Below are 18,432 nucleotides of genomic sequence, written 5' to 3' on the forward strand. Positions count from 1 at the left end.
CGGCTCAGGGGATCGGGACCCGCTCGACCCGGATGGAGAAGACCTCCTCGCGGGGTACCACGACCTCGTAGGCGCCGTGGTCGACCATCCAGTAGCCGAGGGCCTCGGCCTTCATGCCGCTGTGGCCGCTGTAGGCGATATGCAGGCCGTCGTCGTCCTCGTCGAGGACGACGCACGGCTCGCCGCCGAACATCCCGACGGTGCGGACCAGCACCAGCCACTCCAGCTCGTCGCGGCGCACCTCGCGCCGCCAATAGCCGGACGCCGCCTCGAACCCGTCGAGCTCTTCCTCGCTGAACAGCACGACCTGGTCGCTGCCGGGGCCCAGCGCGGCCGGCAACGTGCGCTCGCCGAAGCCGGCGACGAAGCCGGAGGCCACGGGCGTGAACTCGGCACTCATGCGGCGGGCCGCCAGGTCAGCCCGTCGTAGTCGGCGAAGCGCCGCTCGCCGTCGCCGGTCAGGTGCACGATCTCGGCCCCCGCCGGGATCGGCATGGGCATGGTGTGGAACTGCGGCACCATGTGCGTGGACGAGGTGGTGAACCCGTTGCCGGCGAAGGGCGGCGCGTCGCTCCAGTCACCGCCCATGTGCGGACCGTACGGGACGGCGTAGGTGTCGACGTCGCGGGCGTACCACCGCATGATGTAGAGCTCGGGCACGTCGGCCGTCAGCTCGGACCCGTCGAACACCAGGTCGAGCCCGTGGAAGAAGTCTCCGGGGGTGGTCAGCCGCGAGCAGTCCTGGACGCGGTAGACGTAGCCGGAGATGACTGTGCGCTTGCCCGACAGGTAGGGGACGAGCAGACGCGGCGGAACCACTTTCTGCATCTGCGTTCTGCTCACGGTTCCACTTTACGATCTATTGACCCAGAGCACGCGATGTTCGAGGCAGGGCAAGGTAGTCCGGGCGGCCGCGGTCGCCTCGGGATCCAGCTCCACCACCTGCACACCGGGCGCGGTGCCCAGGTCGGCGCGGACCACGCCCAGCGGGTCGATCAGCATGCTGCGGCCCACCCCGAACCCGTCGCCGGACTCGGCCGGGTTGGGGGCCTGGCCGACGGCGGCGGTCCACATGGTGTTCTCCAGCGCGCGGGCACGGACCAGGGTGATCCAGTGGTCCTCCTTGAGCGGCCCCGACCCCCAGGCGGCGATCACCGCGAACAACTCGGCGCCCCGGTCGACCAGTGCCCTGGCCAGCTCGGGGAAGCGGATGTCGTAGCAGGTGATCAGCCCGACCCTGACCCCGGCCAGCTCCACGACCGTGGGCTCGGAGCCGGGGGCGACCAGCTCCGACTCCCTCGTGCCGAAGGAGTCGAACAGGTGGATCTTCCGGTAGGCGGCCCTGACCTCGCCGGTGGCGTCGATCGCGACGGCCGTGTTGTGCACGCGGCCGTCGCCGGGCTCGAACACCCCGGCGATCACGGCGACGCCGTGCTCGCGGGCGGCCTCGGCCACGCCGGAGACGAACGGCCCGTCGAGCGGCTCGGCCAGGTCGGTGATCCGCCGGCCGTAGCGGGTCAGCGTCGCCTCGGGGAAGATCGCCAGGTCGGCGCCCTCGGCTCGGGCGAGCGCCTCGCGGACCCGTTTGAGGTTGGCCGCCGGATCAGGAGCCACCGGGATCTGGCAGAGGGCGATTGTGGTCACGGCCCGACTCTAACCGGTTGGGCACCCATCGAAACCAGGTCAGGCACCGCCAGACCCACTCCAGTGGGCCATATCGGAAGGTGGACAGCCACCACCTGCTGGCCCACGCCTGGGCCAGCAGGGTCACCACGGCCACCAGGACCACCGACCAGCGGGTGGGGTCGCTCGCCACGAGCGGCCCGGTGAGGAAGATCACCAGCGTGCCGGAGACGTAGTTGGTCAGCGCCATCCGGCCCATCGGCTCCAGCACCGCCGACAGCGGCGCCGACCAGTCGGCCCGCAGGAGCAGCAGCAGCCCGGTCGTGTAGGCGACGGCCCCGGCCAGCGCGGCGACGCTGTAGACGGTCCAGTCGCCGGTCATGACCCAGGCGGGGGTGAGCAGCGCGGTCGCCAGCGCGCTCACCGCGAACCCCGGCCACAGCAGCCGTTCGGACGGCCGCAGCTGCATCAGCGCCATGCCGACCAGGAACAGGCCGGGGATGAACAGCGAGCCGCCCCCCTCACGCATCGCCCAGACGACCGCCCCCAGCCCGAGGATCAGCACGGGCAGCCCGCCCGCCAGGAACGACGCGGGCAGCAGCACCAGCGCGCCGTAGAAGGCGTAGTCGGTGAGCACCTCGCCCTGGTAGAAGGTGTGCTGCACGAGCCCGAAACCGAACAGCCAGACCAGCCTGCTCAGCAGCACCCAGCGGCCGGCCCGCTGCAGGAACAGCACGAAACCGATGCCGAAGAGCAGCGAGAAGATCGGGTAGAAGCGGGCCTGGAACAACGCGTCGATCGCCCAGTCGACGCCGGTGCGCGGCCGGTCGGGATCGTTCGGCAGGTGCTGCCAGGTGTTGACCAGCATGATCCCGCCCACCGCGAAGCCGCGGAGGGCGTCGAGCTCACGGATGCGCGTCACAGGAACCAGGCGAACCACCATACGAGGAATCCGGCGCCGATGAACGCCGCCACGGCCTGCCCCCATCCGCGCCGCCGCGCGAACGCCGCCAGCGCGAGCACGGCCGAGCCGACCGCCACCCAACTGTACGGCCAGGTCATCGCGGGCACGCCGACGGTCAGGGCGGCCCCGTCCGTCCGCCCGTACACCTCCTTCGTGACGAGCCAGCTGAACGCCACCCCGGTGAGTCCGGCGTACGCGGTCAGCGCCCGGCCTCTGGCCGCGCCCGCGAGCAACTGCGCCAGGGAGGCCAGCGCGAACAGCGCGAACGGCGCCGCCAGCCACGGCGCGGCCGCCAGCCGGTAGGGCGCGGCACTCACCCGCACGTCGGCGGGATTGGGCGGCTGCTCGGAAGCGCAGGGGGAGGAGGGCCGGGCGGGGTCTGCGACGAAGGCCCGGATGTGCTCGCGGGCGCACGCGCCGGCCGGGGACCCGGCGAGGGACACCGCGTGGCCGAGGCCGGCGAACTCGACGAAGCGGCCGTCCGGCAGCCGCTCGGCCGCGGCCCTGCCGGTGCCGGACGGGGTGGTGGGGTCGGCCCGGCCGCCGACGGCCAGGACCGGCGCGTCCGTGGTGGAGTTCGTCGGCGCGGACGCGGGCAGCTTCCAGGCGTCACACACCGCTTTATCAGCTTTTACGGTGAAAAGTCGGGAGCTGGTGGTGAAAGTGTTGAACGGGACCTCGTCCTGGCACTGCACCGCGTGATACAGCCCCAGCTCGCGCGCCATCAGCCCCTCGGCCAGCGCGTCGGCCGGTGGGCTCAGCAGTTCGTCGTGCCCGCTCGCCAGCGCGCCGACCAGCACGGGCATCATCACCGCTGCGCCCGCTGCGCCCGCCGTCCCGTCCGCCCCGCCGGCTGCACCGGCCCCGCCCGCTGTGCTCGATGCGCTCGATGTGCTCGATGCGCTCGATGCGCGCGGTGTCCCGCCCGGCTCCCGCAGTGCCTGGGCCAGGAGCGCCGCCGTGTCGTCGCCGGTCAGCCGGGCCGTGAACGCGGTGCCGAGCAGCGGGTCGGTCACGGGCACCCGCGCGGGCCGCGCGTTCAGCCTGCGCACCATCGTCTCGAAACGGTCGCGCAGTCCCAGCCGCGCCACCGCGTCGGCCAGCCCTTGGTCCGCCTCGTCGTACCAGTCCGCGCTCTCGGGCACGAACGAGTCCAGCACCACCGATCGGACACCACCCGGGTCGGCGGTGGCCACGTCGAGCATCACCCGCGTCGAGTAGCCGACCCCGAACAGGTTCCACGACGGGTGACCGAGCACCTCGCGCAGCGCTATCACGTCGGCCGCGATCTCCCTGGTCGTGTAGCCGCGCAGGTCGACTCCCTGCTCCCGCAGCCGCTCCCGGCAGGCTCCGGCCGCCGCCGCGACATCCGCCCAGCGATCGACCGGCCCACCCGATCCATGCGATCGGCTTGACCCAGCCGACCCAGCCGACCCAGCCGATCCGTCCGATCCGTCCGATCCGTCCGATCCAGCCGATCCGTCCGATCTCCCAGCCACGAGGGCGTCCGTGTCCGCCGCGCCGCCCGTGGCCGGCTCGCGCAGCAGCCCGAGCATCGCCTCGGCCGTCTCCGGGCAGCCCAGCGCGGGCCGCGAGTGCCGGCCGCCGCGCTGCTCCACGGCCACCACGTCGCGGTCGGGGAACATCCGGCTCACCAACCCGATGAGCGGGATCGACGACGTGCCGGGCCCGCCGTTCATGAACACGACCGGGTCGGCCGCCCGGCCGCCCGCCGTCGAGGCGTGTACGGCGAAGCCGACCCTGATGGTCCGGCCCGGCGCGTCCCGGCGTTCGGGCACGACCAGGAAACCGCAGACCGTGTGATCGGGCACCGCGACCGGGCACGGGCTCCGCTCGACCTCGCCCGGCGCCGGACCGGGGACGAGAGGGGGGAGGGCCAGAGCGAGGGCGAGGGCGACCTGGGTGATCACGCGACGACCCTATTAGGGTGGGCCCGTGACGGAAGCACTAGTTTCTCGGATGCGTGGGTTCGGCACGACGATTTTCGCCGAGATGAGCCAACTTGCCGCGCGCACCGGGTCCATCAACCTGGGACAGGGATTCCCCGACACCGACGGCCCGGCGGCCATGCTCGACCGTGCGGTCCAGGCGATCGGGTCGGGCGCCAACCAGTACCCACCCGGCCCCGGTGTGCCGGAGCTGCGCCAGGCCGTCTCCGAGCACCGGGCCGCCCACTACGGCCTGAGCTACGACCCCGACGGCGAGATCCTGGTGACGGTCGGCGCCACCGAGGCCATCGCGACCAGCGTGCTGGCGCTGTGCGAGCCGGGTGACGAGGTGATCGCGTTCGAGCCCTACTACGACTCCTACGCCGCCTCGATCGCGCTCGCCCAGGCCCGGCTGGTCGCCGTGACCATGCGGCCCGAGGCCGGCCGCTTCACCTTCGACCCCGCCGAGCTGCGGGCGGCCGTCACGCCGCGGACCCGCGCCATCCTGGTCAACTCGCCGCACAACCCGACGGGCACCGTCTTCACCAGGGACGAGCTGACCGTCATCGCCGAGCTCTGCCAGGAGCACGGGCTGATCGCCATCACCGACGAGGTGTACGAGCACCTGACGTTCGACGGCGTCGAGCACATCCCGCTGGCCACGCTGCCGGGCATGCGCGAGCGCACGGTGGCGATCTCCTCGGCGGGCAAGACGTTCTCGGTCACTGGCTGGAAGACCGGCTGGGTGTGCGCCCCGCCCGAGCTGGTCACGGCCGTGCAGACGGTCAAGCAGTTCACCACCTACACCGCGAGCGCGCCGTGGCAGCTCGCCGTCGCCCACGGCCTGCGGCACGAGCTGGGCTGGGTGGCCGAGCTGCGCGCCGCCCTGCAGGACAAGCGCGACCGGCTGGTGACCGGGCTGGCGGCGGCCGGGTTCGAGGTGTTCAAGCCGGCGGGCACCTACTTCGCGCAGATCGACATCAGGCCGCTCGGCTTCACCGACGGGTTCGACTTCGCCCGCAGGCTGCCCGAGCTCGCCGGGGTGGTGGCGATCCCGACCGAGGTGTTCTACGACCATCCGGCGCGGGGCAGCCACTTCGTCAGGTTCGCCTTCTGTAAGAAGGAGGAGGTCATCGACGAGGCGGCCGCCCGCCTGAAGCGCCTGTCCGCCTGACCTGGCGCCCGGCCGGGTGCGGTCAGGCGGTTCCGGGGGTGTCGAGCGGGGTGAGCGCGGCTCCGGCCTCCTCCGGGCCGGCCCCCGTGGCCAGCAGCAGGTCCACGACGATCGACCGGAGCTGGGCCACGATGACGTGGGCGGAGAAGCCCAGGCCTTCGGGCCGCTCGCTGCCGGCCACGGCCAGCAGCGCCTGCCTGGCCAGCACAGGCTCCCGGCCGGCCCCGAGCTCCAGCTGCAGCAGCAGCGCGGCCTCGGACACCTCGCGCATGGAGTCGGCCAGCGAGGCGGAGGGTGGGGCGGCCTCACCCAGCGCCGCCAGGGTGCGACGGGCCAGCACCCTGGCGTTCCTGAGCGCGTGATCCACCGGCACGACCGCCCTCTCGTACCTGGCCAGCCGGGCGCGGCGGTGCCAGTGCAGCGGCGAGATCATGGCGATCTCCTTGCCGGTCGCCAGCGCCTGCTCGAACTCCTCGACCGCCGCCTGCGTGCCCCGGGCTCCCTCCAGCGCCTCGGCGGCCAACTCCACGTCACGCTTCTCGATCGCCTCGGCCGCCTGCTCCAGCACGGTGGACAGCGCGTCGAGCACTCCCGAGGCGTGCTTGGCCACGAGGTTGACCGGGCTGGCGGGCAGCAGGGCCACCACGGCGACCCCGATGGCGCCACCGGTGAGCGCGTCGAGCATCCGGTCTAAACCGCCCGTGCTGTCGCCCGGCACCAGGGCGACGACCAGCACGGCCGACGACCCGGCCTGCAGCGCGAACAGCGCCCCGCTGTCCAGCAGGGCGGCGGTGGCCATGGCCAGCGCGACGACCAGGGCGATCTGCCAGGTACCCGAGCCGATCCAGGCGACCAGGAGGTCTCCCACGCCGACGCCGAGGCTGACGCCGACGACCAGCTCGGTCACCCGGCGCAGCCGCTGCCCGAGGCCCACGCCAACACAGATCAGCACGGCGATCGGCGCGAAGAAGGGGCTGGGGTGACCGAGCAGCTGGGTGGCGGCGAGCCAGGCGAGCGCGGCCCCCACGGCGCACTGCGCGATCGACGGAGCCTTCAGCCCGAACGTGTGCAGCCGTTCCCGTAGGTGATCGCCGAGCCTCGTCCTCACGCCCCCACCTTGCCCGATCTTGATGACATTACGGTCACATGACCCCAATTTGGAGGATAGAGGGCAGTAGTACCATCTGCCCCGTTCGTTGCCGTACGCGAACGGGCCCCTATTGTCGACAGCGTGGAACCAAGGAGCCGGGAGGGCACACGGCGCCGTATTCTCGACGCCGCCTGCCGCCTGTTCGCCGAACACGGCTACGACGAGGTGACGATGCGGATGCTCGGCGCCGAGGCGAACGCCAACATCGCCCTCATCAACCGCTACTTCGGCTCGAAGAGGGAGCTGTTCGCCGAGGCGCTGGCCCAGCAGGGCAGGTTCCCCGCCGTGCTGGACGAGGGCGACGACCTGGCCGGGCGGCTGGCCGAGTACGTCGCCGACCGGCTCGGCTCCGAGGACGCCAGCCCCGTCCTCGCCACCCTGGAGCGTTCGGCGTCCAGCCCGGCGATCCGCGAGCTGGCACAGGACCGGGTCAGGAGCGCCATCCTGGAGCCGCTGATCGCCCGGCTGGACGGAGAGGACGCCGAACTGCGCGCCTCCATCGCCGCCGCGATCATCATGGGCGGCGGCAGGTTCCAGCAGTTGTTCGGGCCCGCGGCGCCGGGGTCGCGGCAGGCGCTGGTCGACAGGCTGACCGCGGTCTTCCGCGCCTGCCTCAGCTGACGTCGCGCTCGCCCTGGTCCAGGAACGCGTCGACCTCGGCCAGGAACGCCTTCCTGGCCGAGACGTGGATCAGGTGCCCGGCGTCGATCGTGACCAGCCGGGCGCCCGGAATGCGCTCGGCCAGCGGCTCGGACCGGACATGGCTCGACGGCCCGCCCGACAGCACCAGCGTGGGAGCGGTGACGCGCTCCAGCCCCTGCCACCACGCCGGGTCGGGCGCGAGGAACTGCCGCTCGGTCTGGTGCACCATCCGCCAGTCGAAGCCGGTGGATCCGTCCTCGACGATGGGCGCGCGCCCTTCGACGGGCAGCGGCGGGGGAGGGTCCTCGACGACGAGCCGGTCGACCCGGCCGGGGTGACGCATGGCCAGGAGGTAGGCGACCACGCCGCCCAGCGAGTGGCCCAGCAGGGTGGCCCGCTCGACGCCGAGGTGGTCGAGCAGGCCCACGACGTCCTCGGCCATGCCGGGCAGCGCGTAGTCGCCCGGCCGGCCGCTGCCGCCGTGGCCTCGCAGGTCGGGCGCGATGACGTGGTGGCGGGCGGCGAAGTGCTGGGTGATGCCGTTCCAGTCGTTGTGGTCGGCGGTGCGGCCGTGGAGCAGCACCAGCGCGGGAGCGTCCGGCGCGCCTTCCTCCCGGAAGACGATGGTGACCCCGTTGACGACCGCCGTACGCATCATGCCCGCGACCCTACTACCGCCCCGGCAGCACCATGAGCCGATGGCTGCCGAGGTGCTCGGACAGCGCGGCCAGGAACTCGGGCGCGGGCGGGCCCCAGTCCCAGAGCCGGACGGCGAGGTGCGCGAACGCCCACGGCGGATCGAACCGCCATTCCCGCAGATCGCCGCGCCGGCCGCAGGCCCGGCAGCCGTGCCCCGGGAGCCGGCCCGCGGTCCAGTCCGCGATCGAGGCGGCGATCTCGTCCCATTCGTCAGTCGCCACGCCGTCACGGCTGAGCACCGCTCGCGAGCCGCAGCCTGGGCAGGTCGCCCCCTCGGCCGCCATCGGGTGGCAGGCGATTCGCCCGGTGTGGAGCGAGAGCCCGCCGGGCGGAGGGATCCGCGGGTGCACGGGCCGCGCGTCCAGGGAAAGGACCTGCGTATCCGCGGCGACGACGCCGCCGGACACCAGCCACTCCCTGAGGGAGGAGGCCAGGGACGGGCCGTCGCCCTCCGTCGCGTCGAGGTCGGCCACCCACACGCACCCGGCAGGCGGAGGGCCGCCGCACAGCCGGAGCTCCAGCGCGTGCCTGTCGTCGTGCGGGGCGAGCTCCACGGCGCGCGCCAGGTCGGCGCGGGCCTCGTCGTGCCGTCCCACCCGGCGCAGGGCACGGGCGCGGCGGGCCAGTGCCCAGGGGGTGTCCGGCTCCAGCTCCACGGCGCGGTCATGGTCGGCCAGCGCCTCGTCGTGCCGTCCCAGGATCCGCTGGAGGTCGCCCCGAAGGGAGAGGCCCCAGGCGTAGTCGGGCTTCGCCGTGATCGCCAGGGTGAGGCCGGCGATCGCCTCGGCATGGCGTCCCATCAGCCGGTGGGTGACCGCCCGCGTCCCCGCGGCCCACGTGTAGCCGGGCCTCAGCTCGATGGCGCGGGTGAGGTCGGCCAGCGCCTCCTCGTGGCGCCCGCACCGCTGGTGGACCTCGCCCCGGGTGGCGAAGGCCCACGCGTAGCCGGGGTCCAGCTCGACGGCACGGGTGAGGTCGGCCACGGCCTCGTCGAAGCGCGCCATCACCCGGAGGACCTGCCCTCGGCCGCCGAAGGCCCAGGCGTCGCGCGGGTCGAGCTCGACGGCACGGGTGAGGTCGGCCAGCGCCTCCTCGGGGCGCCTCATCAGACGGTACGTCTCGCCCCTGGCCCCGACGGCCGGCTGGTAGCCGGGGTCGAGTTCGAGGGCCGCCTCGAAGTCGCCGAGCGCACGGTCGAAGCGGCGGGCGTAGCGGTGTTCCTTGCCGCGTACGTGATAGGCCTCCTTCAGCCGGTCGGCGGGGAACGTCCGGTGACCGATGAGGACGCCGAGGAACCCGGTGAGATCCCCGTCCTCCCCCAGGCCGGCGCCGAGGTCGCGGCCGAGTGCCGCCAGCCGGTTCGAGTCGGCGTCGGCGCCGGCCGAGGCGATCATCTCGGCCCAGCGGCGCGCCCACGCGGATCCCGCCGCGCAGGCTCCCAGTGCCGTCTCCAGCAGGCCGGGCAGCGAGCCCGCCGGGTCGGCGCAGGCCAGGTGGTAGAACTCCTCCAGCAGGCAGGACTCCCACGTCTCGTCGGCCCAGGCGTCCTCGGCGGCGAGCCCGAGCCGCTCGCGCCGGTCGTGGTAGGCGCCGGCGAGCGCGTGGTGGGCCTGCTGCCAGCGGTGCGGCGAGCGGCCCCGGCCGAGCCGGAGCATCGGCTCGCGGACCACGTCGTGGTAGCGGCAGCCGCCTCCCGACCGGGTGACGAAGCTCTGCGCCCGCAGCCACGCGTAGTGGCCGGCCGCGTCGGCACCGGGCACGCCGACGAGCACCCCGACGAGGTCCTCGTCGAAGCGGCGGGGCAGCGCCGCGGTCACGGCCAGGTCGCGCCGGACGGGGTCCGCCTCCCACCGCAGGAACCGGTCCACGAGCCCGTCCGAGGGGTCGGCCACGGCGCCGGGGTCGCTCGGGCGCTGCTCGGCCAGCGTCGCGACCGCCAGCGGCAACCCTCCGGAGACGGCGCTGATCACCTCGATGACCCGCTCGTCCGTCACCGACCTCCGCGCCAGCAGCCGCCTCACCTCGACTTCGGTGAAGGGCACGAGCGGCAGGTCGGCGAGCACGCTCAGGTACGGCGACCAGCGCAACGGGTCGAGCGGCAGCCGTCCGGCCACGGTGACCACGAGGTCCACGGGCGCCTCGCCGTACCTGCCCTCGAACACGTCGCGCAGCCAGTCGTCGAGGTAGGCGCCCGTGCGCTCGTAGGTGTCGAAGAAGAGCGCCAGCGGGCGGGGCAGCTCGCGCAGGCCCTCGAGAAAGGCCGGGGTGAGCTCCTGCGCGGGGGCCGGCGCCGGCTCGCGTCCGCGCAGCCTGTCCATGGCGGCGACACGGAGCCGGTTGACCTGTTCGGGGTCGATGGCGCCGGTGAGGAGGCTCGCGCCCGGGACGAGGGCGCCCACCGTGCCCGTGGCCACCTGGGTCGCGGTCCTGGTGACGGCGCCGGCCACGTCGTCGCCAGCCTCGGCCTCGGTCTCGTGCCTGCGCCTGCGGTAGGCGGCGTGCTGCTGGGTGAACCTCTTCAGCCGCGCGCCCTGCCCCTCGAGTTCGGCGGCGACGGCGGCCATGACCTCGACCACCTCGTACGCCGACTCGTCCACGCGGGCGGTCAGCCGGCCCGCGTCCTGGGCGATCCGCCTGAGCCTGGACAGCAGGAAGGTCTTGCCCATGCCGCCGTCGCCGTGGATCGAGAACAGCACGCGGCGGCGCTCGTCCTCCAGTGGCAGGTCCAGGTTGGCGCGGAAGAAGGCGATCTCCGCCTCCCGCCCGATGAACCCGGCCTGCTGGCGCCGGCGCACCAGATCCTGGAGGGAACGAGGAGTGTTCGTCACGTCGTACATCTCAACCGGTGACGGCACTGCCCGCAACGTCTGGCAGACATTGCCCATGAAAGGGGGTCGAGGTCGTCAGTAGCGTCGGGGCGTGGCGTGCCGCCGGAGGAGGCCGGGTATCTCGCCCGGGGGCGGCTCGGTACGGCGGCCCTCCCTGCTCCTGCGGCTCACAGGCGAGAAAGGGCGATAAATGCCGGATCCGATTGAAGTGCGGAAGGTGCCGATCGAGAGCGTGACCGACGCCTCGGGCCTGGAACGGCTGATCGACGACGGGGTGATCGAGGCGCACCGGGTGCTCGCCGTGATCGGCAAGACCGAGGGCAACGGCGGCGTGAACGACTACACCCGCATCCTGGCGGACCGGGCCTTCCGTGACGTGCTGGCGGCCAAGGGGCATCCGGCGCCGGAGAACGTGCCGCTGGTGTGGTCGGGCGGCACCGACGGGGTGCTGAGCCCGCACGCCACGATCTTCGCCACCCTCGACCCGTCGCGGGCGGTCGCGTCCGACGAGCCGCGCGTGTCGGTCGGCGTCGCGATGAGCGAGGTGATCCTGCCCGAGGACATCGGCCGCCCCGCCATGGTGGAGAAGGTGGCGGCCGGCGTGCGCGAGGCGATGAAGATCGCCGGCATCGACGACCCGCGAGACGTCCACTACGTGCAGACCAAGACCCCGCTGCTCACCCTGGCCACGATCACCGACGCCAAGAGCCGCGGCCAGGACACCGCGATCGAGGAGACGGGACCGTCGATGGACCTGTCCAACTCGACCACCGCCCTCGGCGTCGCCGTCGCCCTGGGCGAGATCGACATGCCCAGCGCCGACCAGATCCACAAGGACCTCTCGCTCTACTCGTCGGTCGCCTCGTGCTCGTCCGGCGTGGAGCTCGAGCGGGCGCAGATCGTCCTGGTCGGCAACGTACGGGGCGTCGGCGGGCGCTACCGCATCGGCCACAGTGTCATGAAGGACGCCCTGGACGCCGACGGCATCTGGGAGGCGATCCGCGACTCCGGCCTGGCGCTGCCCGACCGCCCGCACCCGTCGGACCTGGGCGAGCGGCTGGTGAACGTCTTCATGAAGTGCGAGGCCGACCCCACGGGCAGGGTCAGGGGCCGGCGCAACATCATGCTGGACGACTCCGACGTGCACTGGCACCGCCAGATCAAGGCCACGGTGGGCGGCGTGGCGGCCTCGGTGACCGGCGACCCCGCCGTCTTCGTCTCGGTGGCCGCCGTCCACCAGGGCCCGTCGGGAGGCGGTCCGGTGGCGGCCATCTCGACCCCCTGACCGGCCGGCACGAGCGCCGCGGCCTCCCCGGGACGCGCGTCCCGGGGAGCCCGCACCGCCCCGGACAGCCGTCCGCACAGCCGTCTACCCGTGTCCTTCCTACGGTCGTCCGCACGGGCCTTCGTGCGGGCCTTCGTACGGTCAGAAGTCGAAGCGGGGCGAGGACGCGCTCAGCGTGACGGGCTTCGGATCCACGGCCCGCAACGCGCTCAGCTCGCCGACCAGGGCGGTCATCAGCCGCCCGATGTCCAGCGCCGCCGACGGGTGCAGCGCCTCGGCGACGATCAGCACGGACCGGGTCGTGTCGCTGACGGCCGACTGGCGGCTCTGCCGGTTGGACCACCGCCGGGCGTGGGCCCGCCCGGCGCCGTCGGCGAAGATCACCTCGCCGGGTTCGGGGTGCTCGGTCTCCCCGGAGAAGGTCAGGTAGGTCTCGTCGCCGGTCGCGTAGCGGACCTCCAGGAAACCGGTCACCTCCGTCACGTCGAACACCGCCACCGGGATCGCGAACGCCAGGGACACCGCGTTGCACACGTCGATCAGGGGATGGATGCGCGGCAGCGACCCTTCCTTCCGGAACCGCCGCAGCAGCGACTCCGAGGCGCACCGGTACTGCGTCGGCTTCAGCCCCATCCGCGAGAAAGCCCGCCGCCACGCCTGGATCTCGGGCAGCTCCGCCTCGGACGAGGCCGCCAGCCGGGAGGCCGCGACCGCGGTGAACGCCTCGATCCGGTCGCCGGGGCGGGCATCCGCGCTGATCCCGTCGGCGAACAGCGCGCCGGGCGCCAGCTCCGGGAAGTCTCGCCAGATCGCGGTCGCATGCTCGAAGTACAAACAGATCGCCCCCTTTGACGCGCTCCCCGGCCTGCAGGCCGGGGATTCAGCCTATGCCGCGCGTGCGGCACCTCTGCGGCTTCCTGGTTCACCGGGCCCTGTCCTCCGCTAGGCGGCGGGTCTTACGGTCCCTCCGCAGGCGGCCAGGATGTTGCCCGTCCGGCGGCCAGGATGTTGATCGCGGCGTTGCCGTCCCGGTCGTGGACCGCGCCGCACGGGCAGGTCCACTTCCGGACGTTGAGCGGCAGGGATCTGGTGACGGCGCCGCAGGCCGAGCAGAGTTTCGACCGGCGGAGCGCGCGGGTACTCTCGGGATCTGTGCCGAGCATCCCACGACCTCTCGACCCCGGCGACGACGGCAGCACCGCGCCCGCCGTCGCCGCCGCCCTCGCCTCCTACCAGGACGACACCGCCGGCCCCGCCGAGGTGCTGGCCGCGCTGACCGGCTCCCGGCTCCTGGTGCCCGTGGTCGCGCTGCTGACCGAGTCGGAGGTGGGTGAGCACGGGCTGCGGCAGGAGAAGGAGAGCGAGATGGCGCTGCCCAAGCTCGTCGGCAAGGACGGCCGGGAGGCCGTGCTCGCGTTCACCGGCACCGAGGCGCTGACCAGGTGGCGGCCCGACGCGCGGCCGATCCAGGCCACCGCGCTCCAGGTCTGCCAGGCGGCGGTCCACGAGCGGGCCGCCGCGGTCGTGGTCGACGTGGCCGGGCCGGTGCCGTTCGTGATCGAGGGCACCGCGCTGGAGGCCCTCGCGGCGGCAGAGTCGGGCACGCTCGACCGGCTGTCCGGCGTGACCGTGGCCCGGGTCGAGACCGCCGAGCCCGCCCGCAGACGCCGCTGGTTCGCCCGCCGAGCCCGCTGATGATCCCGCGAAGCCCACGACCACACCGGAAGCGTCGAATCCGAGGCCGCTGAACGGCCCAGCCCCAGACCGGGTCACTGCGGGCGAAGCCGCTGAACGGTCCGGCCCCGGGCAGGGTCACTGCGGGCGAAGCCGCTGAACGGACCCGCGCGGGCACGTCGCCGGACTAAGGTCGCCACGTGGTTGCACTCGTGGCGCTGCTCGGCCTCATCGCGGGCCGTTATGTCCGGACATTAGCCGGCGCGTTCGGTGACGAGCCGGACGACCTCAGGGCCGAGGCCCGCGCCGCGATGTCCGGCGTGCTGCGCACGGTGCCGATGCCCGCCTGGCCGCCGGCCGTCGAGCTGGCCACGGCCATGGTGACCGTCCTGGTCGCCTGGCGCGCGGGCCTGCCGTACGTGTATCTCGCCGTGGCGGGCACGGCCCTGGCGATCATCGACTGGCGGACCTTCCGGCTGCCGGACGTGATCACGCTGCCGTCGTACCCCATCCTGGCCCTGACCCTGATCCCCACCGGTGAGCTGCCCCGGGCGCTGCTCGGCGGCGTGGCGCTGGCGGCGGTCTACGGGGTGCTGTGGTTCGTCCGGCCCGCCGCCATGGGCCTCGGCGATGTGAAGCTGGCCGGGCTCATCGGCATGGCCACCGGCGCGCTCGGCTGGCCCGCCTGGGTGCTCGCCGCCGTGGCCGGGCAACTGCTCGGCGCCCTCTACGCGGTCACGCTGCTCGCGACCGGCCGGGCGGGGCGCCGCACCGAGTTCCCGCTCGGCCCCTTCATGCTGCTCGGTGCCCTGACCGGTCTCTGTCTCGGCAGTTGAACACCCGGACATCTCACTAGGCGGCACATGGAAGACTTGTAGGCATGTTGCGCTGGTTGACCGCCGGAGAGTCTCACGGCCCGGAGCTCGTTGCCGTCATGGAAGGCCTGCCCGCGGGGGTCGAGGTGACCACGGCCGCCATCGACGAGGCGCTGCGCCGCCGCCGCCTCGGCTACGGCCGGGGCGCCCGGATGAAGTTCGAGCAGGACCAGGTGACGATCATCGGTGGCGTCCGCCACGGCCGCACCATGGGCAGCCCGGTCGCGATCCGCATCGGCAACACCGAGTGGCCCAAGTGGGCGAAGGTCATGGCGGCCGACCCGGTTGACCCCGAGGAGCTCGAGGGGCTGGCGCGCAACGCGCCGCGTTCGCGGCCCCGTCCGGGCCACGCCGACCTGGCCGGCATGCAGAAATACGGCTTCGACGACGCCCGCCAGGTCCTCGACCGGGCCAGCGCCCGCGAGACCGCCGCCAGGGTGGCGCTCGGCGAGGTGGCCAGGCGCTTCCTCAAGCAGGCGCTCGGCGTCGACATCGTCAGTCACGTGGTCTCCATCGGCGAGGCGTCCACCCCGGCCGAGACGCTCCCCGGGCCGGGCGACCTGCCGCGGATCGACGCCGACCCGGTGAGGTGCGCCGACCCCGAGGGCAGCGCCGCCATGGTGGCCGTCATCGACAAGGCGCACAAGGACGGCGACACGCTCGGCGGCGTGGTCGAGGTGCTCGCCTACAACCTGCCGCCCGGCCTCGGCAGCTACACCCACTGGGACCGCCGCCTCGACTCCCGGCTGGCCGGCGCGCTCATGGGCATCCAGGCGATCAAGGGCGTGGCGGTCGGCGACGGCTTCGAGACGGCCCGCCGGCCCGGCTCGCGCGCCCACGACGAGATCGCCTACACCGCCGAAGACGGGGTGCGTCGCATCACCAACCGCGCGGGCGGTGTCGAGGGCGGCATGACCAACGGCGAGATTCTGCGCGTCAGCGCCGCGATGAAGCCGATCTCCACGGTGCCCCGGGCGCTGGCCACGATCGACGTCAAGACCGGCGAGGCGGCTCAGGCCCACCACGAGCGGTCCGACGTCTGCGCGGTCCCGGCGGCGGGCATCGTCGCCGAGGCGATGGTCGCGCTGGTGCTGGCCGACGCGGCGCTCGAGAAGTTCGGTGGCGACTCCGTCGAGGAAGTCGCCCGCAACCTGTCAGGCTACCTCTCCTCAATGGTGATCAAATGATCAAGGCCGTGCTGATCGGCCCGCCCGGGTCCGGCAAGACCACCCTCGGCCGTCTGCTCGCCGAGCGGCTCGGCGTGCCCTTCCGCGACACCGACGCCGACGTGGAGGCCGTCGCGGGCAAGCCCGTGGCCGACATCTTCGTCGAGGACGGCGAGGCGCACTTCCGCGAGCTGGAGCTGCGGGCGCTGCGGCAGGCGCTGGCCGAGCACGACGGCGTGCTGTCCGTCGGCGGCGGGGCCGTGCTGCGCGAGGAGGCCCAGGAGCTGCTCGCCGACCGGCCCGTCGTCTACCTCCAGGTGGGCCTGTCCGACGCGGTGCAGCGGGTGGGCCTCGCCTCGGCCCGGCCGCTGCTCGTGCTCAGCCCGCGCAGCCAGCTGAAGAAGCTCATGGAGGAGCGGCGGCCCATCTACGAGCGGCTCGCGACGATCACCGTGGTCACCGACAAGCGCGAGGTCGAGGAGCTGGCCGACGAGATCGTCGAGGGGCTCGGCCGATGACCGCCACGAGGATCGCCGTGCGCGGCGACAGCCCCTATGACGTGGTGGTCGGCGCGGGCGTGCTGGGCGAGCTGCCCGGCCTGTTCAGGCCGGGGGTGCGCACGGTCGCGGTGATCCACCCGGCCGGCCTGCCCGAGATCTCCCGTCCGGTGTGCGCGGCGCTGTCCGACGCCGGTCTCGACGTGGTGGCGCTGCCGGTGCCCGACGGCGAGCAGGCCAAATCCGTCGAGGTGGCCGCCCAGCTGTGGTCGGCGCTCGGCCGCTACGGGGTGACGCGCTCCGACGCCGTGGTGGGCGTCGGCGGGGGAGCCACCACCGACCTGGCGGGGTTCGTCGCCGGCACCTGGCTGCGCGGCGTCCAGGTGGTGTTCGTCCCGACCACGCTGCTCGCCATGGTCGACGCGGCGGTCGGCGGCAAGAACGGCATCGACACCCCCGAGGGCAAGAACCTCGTCGGCACCTTCCTGCCTCCCGCCGGGGTGCTCTGCGACCTCGCGACGCTGCAGAGCCTGCCGCGTGCCGACTACGTCGCCGGGCTCGCCGAGATCATCAAGGGCGGCTTCATCGCCGACCCGGCCATCCTGGCGTTGGTCGAGGAAGACCCCGAGGCGGCCACCCGGCCCGATGGACGCCACACCCGCGAGCTGATCGAGCGCAAGATCCGGGTCAAGGCCGACGTGGTCGGCGCCGATCTGCGTGAGGCGGGGCTGCGCGAGATCCTCAACTACGGTCACACGCTCGCCCACGCCATCGAACGCGCCGAGCACTACCACATGCGTCACGGCGAGGCCGTCGCCATCGGCATGGTCTACGCCGCCGAGCTGTCCAGGCTCGACGGCCGCGTGGGGGCCGATCTGGTCGAGCGCACCAGGTCGATCCTGACCTCGGTCGGGCTGCCCACCACCTACCGCGCCGACGCCTGGCCGCAGCTGCGCGATCACATGCGGCTGGACAAGAAGAACCGCGGGGCCGAGCAGCGGTTCGTCGTGCTCGACGGCCTGGCCGAGCCCGCGCGGCTCGAAGGCCCGCCGGAGGAGCTGCTGGAAGCCGCCTACCAGGCGGTCACCCAGTGACCCCGGAAGCTCGGCCAAGCCCGGCAGGTCCGGCGGAGACGGGCGTGGGGCGATGAGGCGCTACGGCTCCTTCGTGGCGCTCGGTGACAGCTTCACCGAGGGGCTCAACGACGTCGGCCCCGACGGCCGCTACCGAGGCTGGGCCGACCGGGTCGCCGAACGGCTCGCCGCCGACGACCCCGCGTTCCGTTACGCCAACCTGGCGGTGCGGGGCAGGCTGCTCGACCAGATCGTCACCGAGCAGGTGCCGGTCGCCGTCGAGATGGCCCCCGACCTGGTCAGCCTCTGCGCGGGCGGCAACGACCTGCTCCGGCCGGGCTGCGACCCCGACGCGATGGCCAAGACCCTCGCGCGAGCCGTGCGCGAGTTGCGGGCGGGAGGCGCCGAGGTGCTGCTGTTCACCGGGGTCGATCCGCGCGACACGCCGCTGATGCGCCGCCTGCGCGGCCGTTTCGCCGTCTTCTACCTGCACGTACGCTCGATCGCCGACCTCTACGGCTGCCGGCTGGTCGACCAGTGGTCGATGCAGGGCCTGCGCGACTGGCGGGCCTGGGGCGACGACCGGCTCCACATGAACGAGGACGGCCATCGGCTGGTCGCCGCCCGGGTGCTCGACGTGCTGGGCGTGCCGTTCGACGACTGGCGCAAGGTGTGGCCGGAGCGTTCGGTCGATCCGCGGGCCAGGCGGCGCGAGGACGCGCAGTGGATCCGCGAGCACCTGGTGCCCTGGGTGACCCGCCGGCTGCGCGGCACCTCCTCCGGCGACGGTGTCGACCCCAAACGCCCCGACCTGCTGCCCTGGGGGCCTTGAG

General features: G+C 73.2%; 19 protein-coding genes. 9 read left to right on the forward strand and 10 right to left on the reverse strand.

Features of this window, described 5'->3' with window-relative positions; all coding sequences use genetic code 11:
• Positions 1-4 precede the first annotated feature (4 nt).
• The 5 genes from AC5L3X_RS23140 to AC5L3X_RS23160 are packed head-to-tail and all read right to left on the reverse strand — an operon-like array spanning position 5 to position 4,518.
• Positions 5-400, reverse strand: a complete 396-nt coding sequence (locus tag AC5L3X_RS23140; RefSeq protein WP_494859513.1) for a UCP033725 family protein — start codon at positions 398-400, stop codon at positions 5-7.
• Positions 397-843: a hypothetical protein gene (locus tag AC5L3X_RS23145; RefSeq protein WP_225263133.1), complete on the reverse strand. Its 447-nt coding sequence runs from the start codon at positions 841-843 to the stop codon at positions 397-399. The genes AC5L3X_RS23140 and AC5L3X_RS23145 overlap by 4 nt, the downstream gene beginning before the upstream one ends.
• 9 nt (positions 844-852) lie before the next feature.
• Positions 853-1,644 (reverse strand): carbon-nitrogen hydrolase family protein, encoded by a 792-nt coding sequence (locus AC5L3X_RS23150; RefSeq protein ID WP_494859515.1) that lies wholly within the window; start codon positions 1,642-1,644, stop codon positions 853-855.
• Positions 1,604-2,545, reverse strand: coding sequence for a DUF418 domain-containing protein (locus tag AC5L3X_RS23155; protein WP_494859516.1), 942 nt, complete (start codon positions 2,543-2,545; stop codon positions 1,604-1,606). Before AC5L3X_RS23155 ends, AC5L3X_RS23150 begins: the two co-directional genes overlap by 41 nt.
• Complete coding sequence (locus AC5L3X_RS23160) at positions 2,542-4,518, reverse strand: alpha/beta hydrolase (protein ID WP_494859518.1); 1,977 nt, start codon at positions 4,516-4,518, stop codon at positions 2,542-2,544. Before AC5L3X_RS23160 ends, AC5L3X_RS23155 begins: the two co-directional genes overlap by 4 nt.
• Positions 4,519-4,543: 25 nt before the next feature.
• Between AC5L3X_RS23160 and AC5L3X_RS23165 the strand changes: the two genes are divergently transcribed.
• Complete coding sequence (locus AC5L3X_RS23165) at positions 4,544-5,710, forward strand: pyridoxal phosphate-dependent aminotransferase (RefSeq protein WP_494859520.1); 1,167 nt, start codon at positions 4,544-4,546, stop codon at positions 5,708-5,710.
• Positions 5,711-5,732: 22 nt separating this feature from the next.
• On the opposite strand, the gene AC5L3X_RS23170 is transcribed toward AC5L3X_RS23165, so the two are convergent.
• Positions 5,733-6,818, reverse strand: a complete 1,086-nt coding sequence (locus AC5L3X_RS23170; protein WP_494859521.1) for an FUSC family protein — start codon at positions 6,816-6,818, stop codon at positions 5,733-5,735.
• Between the two features lie 123 nt (positions 6,819-6,941).
• Here AC5L3X_RS23170 and AC5L3X_RS23175 point away from each other — a divergent pair, with 123 nt between their 5' ends.
• Positions 6,942-7,481: a TetR/AcrR family transcriptional regulator gene (locus AC5L3X_RS23175; RefSeq protein ID WP_494859523.1), complete on the forward strand. Its 540-nt coding sequence runs from the start codon at positions 6,942-6,944 to the stop codon at positions 7,479-7,481.
• Here AC5L3X_RS23175 and AC5L3X_RS23180 read toward each other — a convergent pair.
• Positions 7,474-8,160, reverse strand: a complete 687-nt coding sequence (locus AC5L3X_RS23180) for an alpha/beta fold hydrolase (RefSeq protein WP_494859524.1) — start codon at positions 8,158-8,160, stop codon at positions 7,474-7,476. The two genes, AC5L3X_RS23175 and AC5L3X_RS23180, sit on opposite strands and share 8 nt — an antisense overlap.
• Positions 8,161-8,173: 13 nt before the next feature.
• Positions 8,174-11,029, reverse strand: a complete 2,856-nt coding sequence (locus tag AC5L3X_RS23185) for a tetratricopeptide repeat protein (protein ID WP_494859525.1) — start codon at positions 11,027-11,029, stop codon at positions 8,174-8,176.
• Between the two features lie 190 nt (positions 11,030-11,219).
• Here AC5L3X_RS23185 and bar point away from each other — a divergent pair, with 190 nt between their 5' ends.
• Positions 11,220-12,314, forward strand: a complete 1,095-nt coding sequence (gene bar, locus AC5L3X_RS23190) for a barbiturase (RefSeq protein WP_494859527.1) — start codon at positions 11,220-11,222, stop codon at positions 12,312-12,314.
• A gap of 141 nt (positions 12,315-12,455) precedes the next feature.
• Here bar and AC5L3X_RS23195 read toward each other — a convergent pair whose 3' ends face one another.
• Together AC5L3X_RS23195 and AC5L3X_RS23200 are read right to left on the reverse strand one after the other, a co-directional pair.
• Positions 12,456-13,148 carry a B3/B4 domain-containing protein gene (locus tag AC5L3X_RS23195; protein ID WP_494859528.1) on the reverse strand — a complete coding sequence of 231 codons (693 nt, stop codon included), beginning with the start codon at positions 13,146-13,148 and terminating at the stop codon, positions 12,456-12,458.
• 122 nt (positions 13,149-13,270) lie between these two features.
• On the reverse strand, positions 13,271-13,477 hold the full coding sequence (locus AC5L3X_RS23200; protein WP_494859529.1) for a zinc ribbon domain-containing protein: 207 nt from the start codon (positions 13,475-13,477) through the stop codon (positions 13,271-13,273).
• Here AC5L3X_RS23200 and AC5L3X_RS23205 point away from each other — a divergent pair.
• The 6 genes from AC5L3X_RS23205 to AC5L3X_RS23230 all read left to right on the forward strand — a co-directional run bounded on the left by AC5L3X_RS23205 (position 13,467) and on the right by AC5L3X_RS23230 (position 18,431).
• Positions 13,467-14,009 carry an SseB family protein gene (locus tag AC5L3X_RS23205; protein ID WP_494859531.1) on the forward strand — a complete coding sequence of 181 codons (543 nt, stop codon included), beginning with the start codon at positions 13,467-13,469 and terminating at the stop codon, positions 14,007-14,009. The genes AC5L3X_RS23200 and AC5L3X_RS23205 overlap by 11 nt on opposite strands.
• A gap of 179 nt (positions 14,010-14,188) precedes the next feature.
• The gene (locus tag AC5L3X_RS23210) at positions 14,189-14,824 is read left to right on the forward strand and encodes a prepilin peptidase (RefSeq protein WP_494859533.1); all 636 of its coding nucleotides are present in this window, start codon (positions 14,189-14,191) and stop codon (positions 14,822-14,824) included.
• 44 nt (positions 14,825-14,868) lie between these two features.
• Positions 14,869-16,050: a chorismate synthase gene (gene aroC, locus AC5L3X_RS23215; RefSeq protein WP_189126473.1), complete on the forward strand. Its 1,182-nt coding sequence runs from the start codon at positions 14,869-14,871 to the stop codon at positions 16,048-16,050.
• Complete coding sequence (locus AC5L3X_RS23220; RefSeq protein ID WP_189126472.1) at positions 16,047-16,547, forward strand: shikimate kinase; 501 nt, start codon at positions 16,047-16,049, stop codon at positions 16,545-16,547. Before aroC ends, AC5L3X_RS23220 begins: the two co-directional genes overlap by 4 nt.
• Entirely contained in the window at positions 16,544-17,620 is a 1,077-nt protein-coding gene (gene aroB, locus AC5L3X_RS23225) for a 3-dehydroquinate synthase (RefSeq protein ID WP_494859535.1), read from the forward strand. Before AC5L3X_RS23220 ends, aroB begins: the two co-directional genes overlap by 4 nt.
• Positions 17,621-17,672: 52 nt before the next feature.
• Positions 17,673-18,431 (forward strand): SGNH/GDSL hydrolase family protein, encoded by a 759-nt coding sequence (locus AC5L3X_RS23230; RefSeq protein WP_494859537.1) that lies wholly within the window; start codon positions 17,673-17,675, stop codon positions 18,429-18,431.
• Position 18,432: the final 1 nt, after the last annotated feature.

Source organism: Nonomuraea sp. CX421, assembly GCF_059358955.1.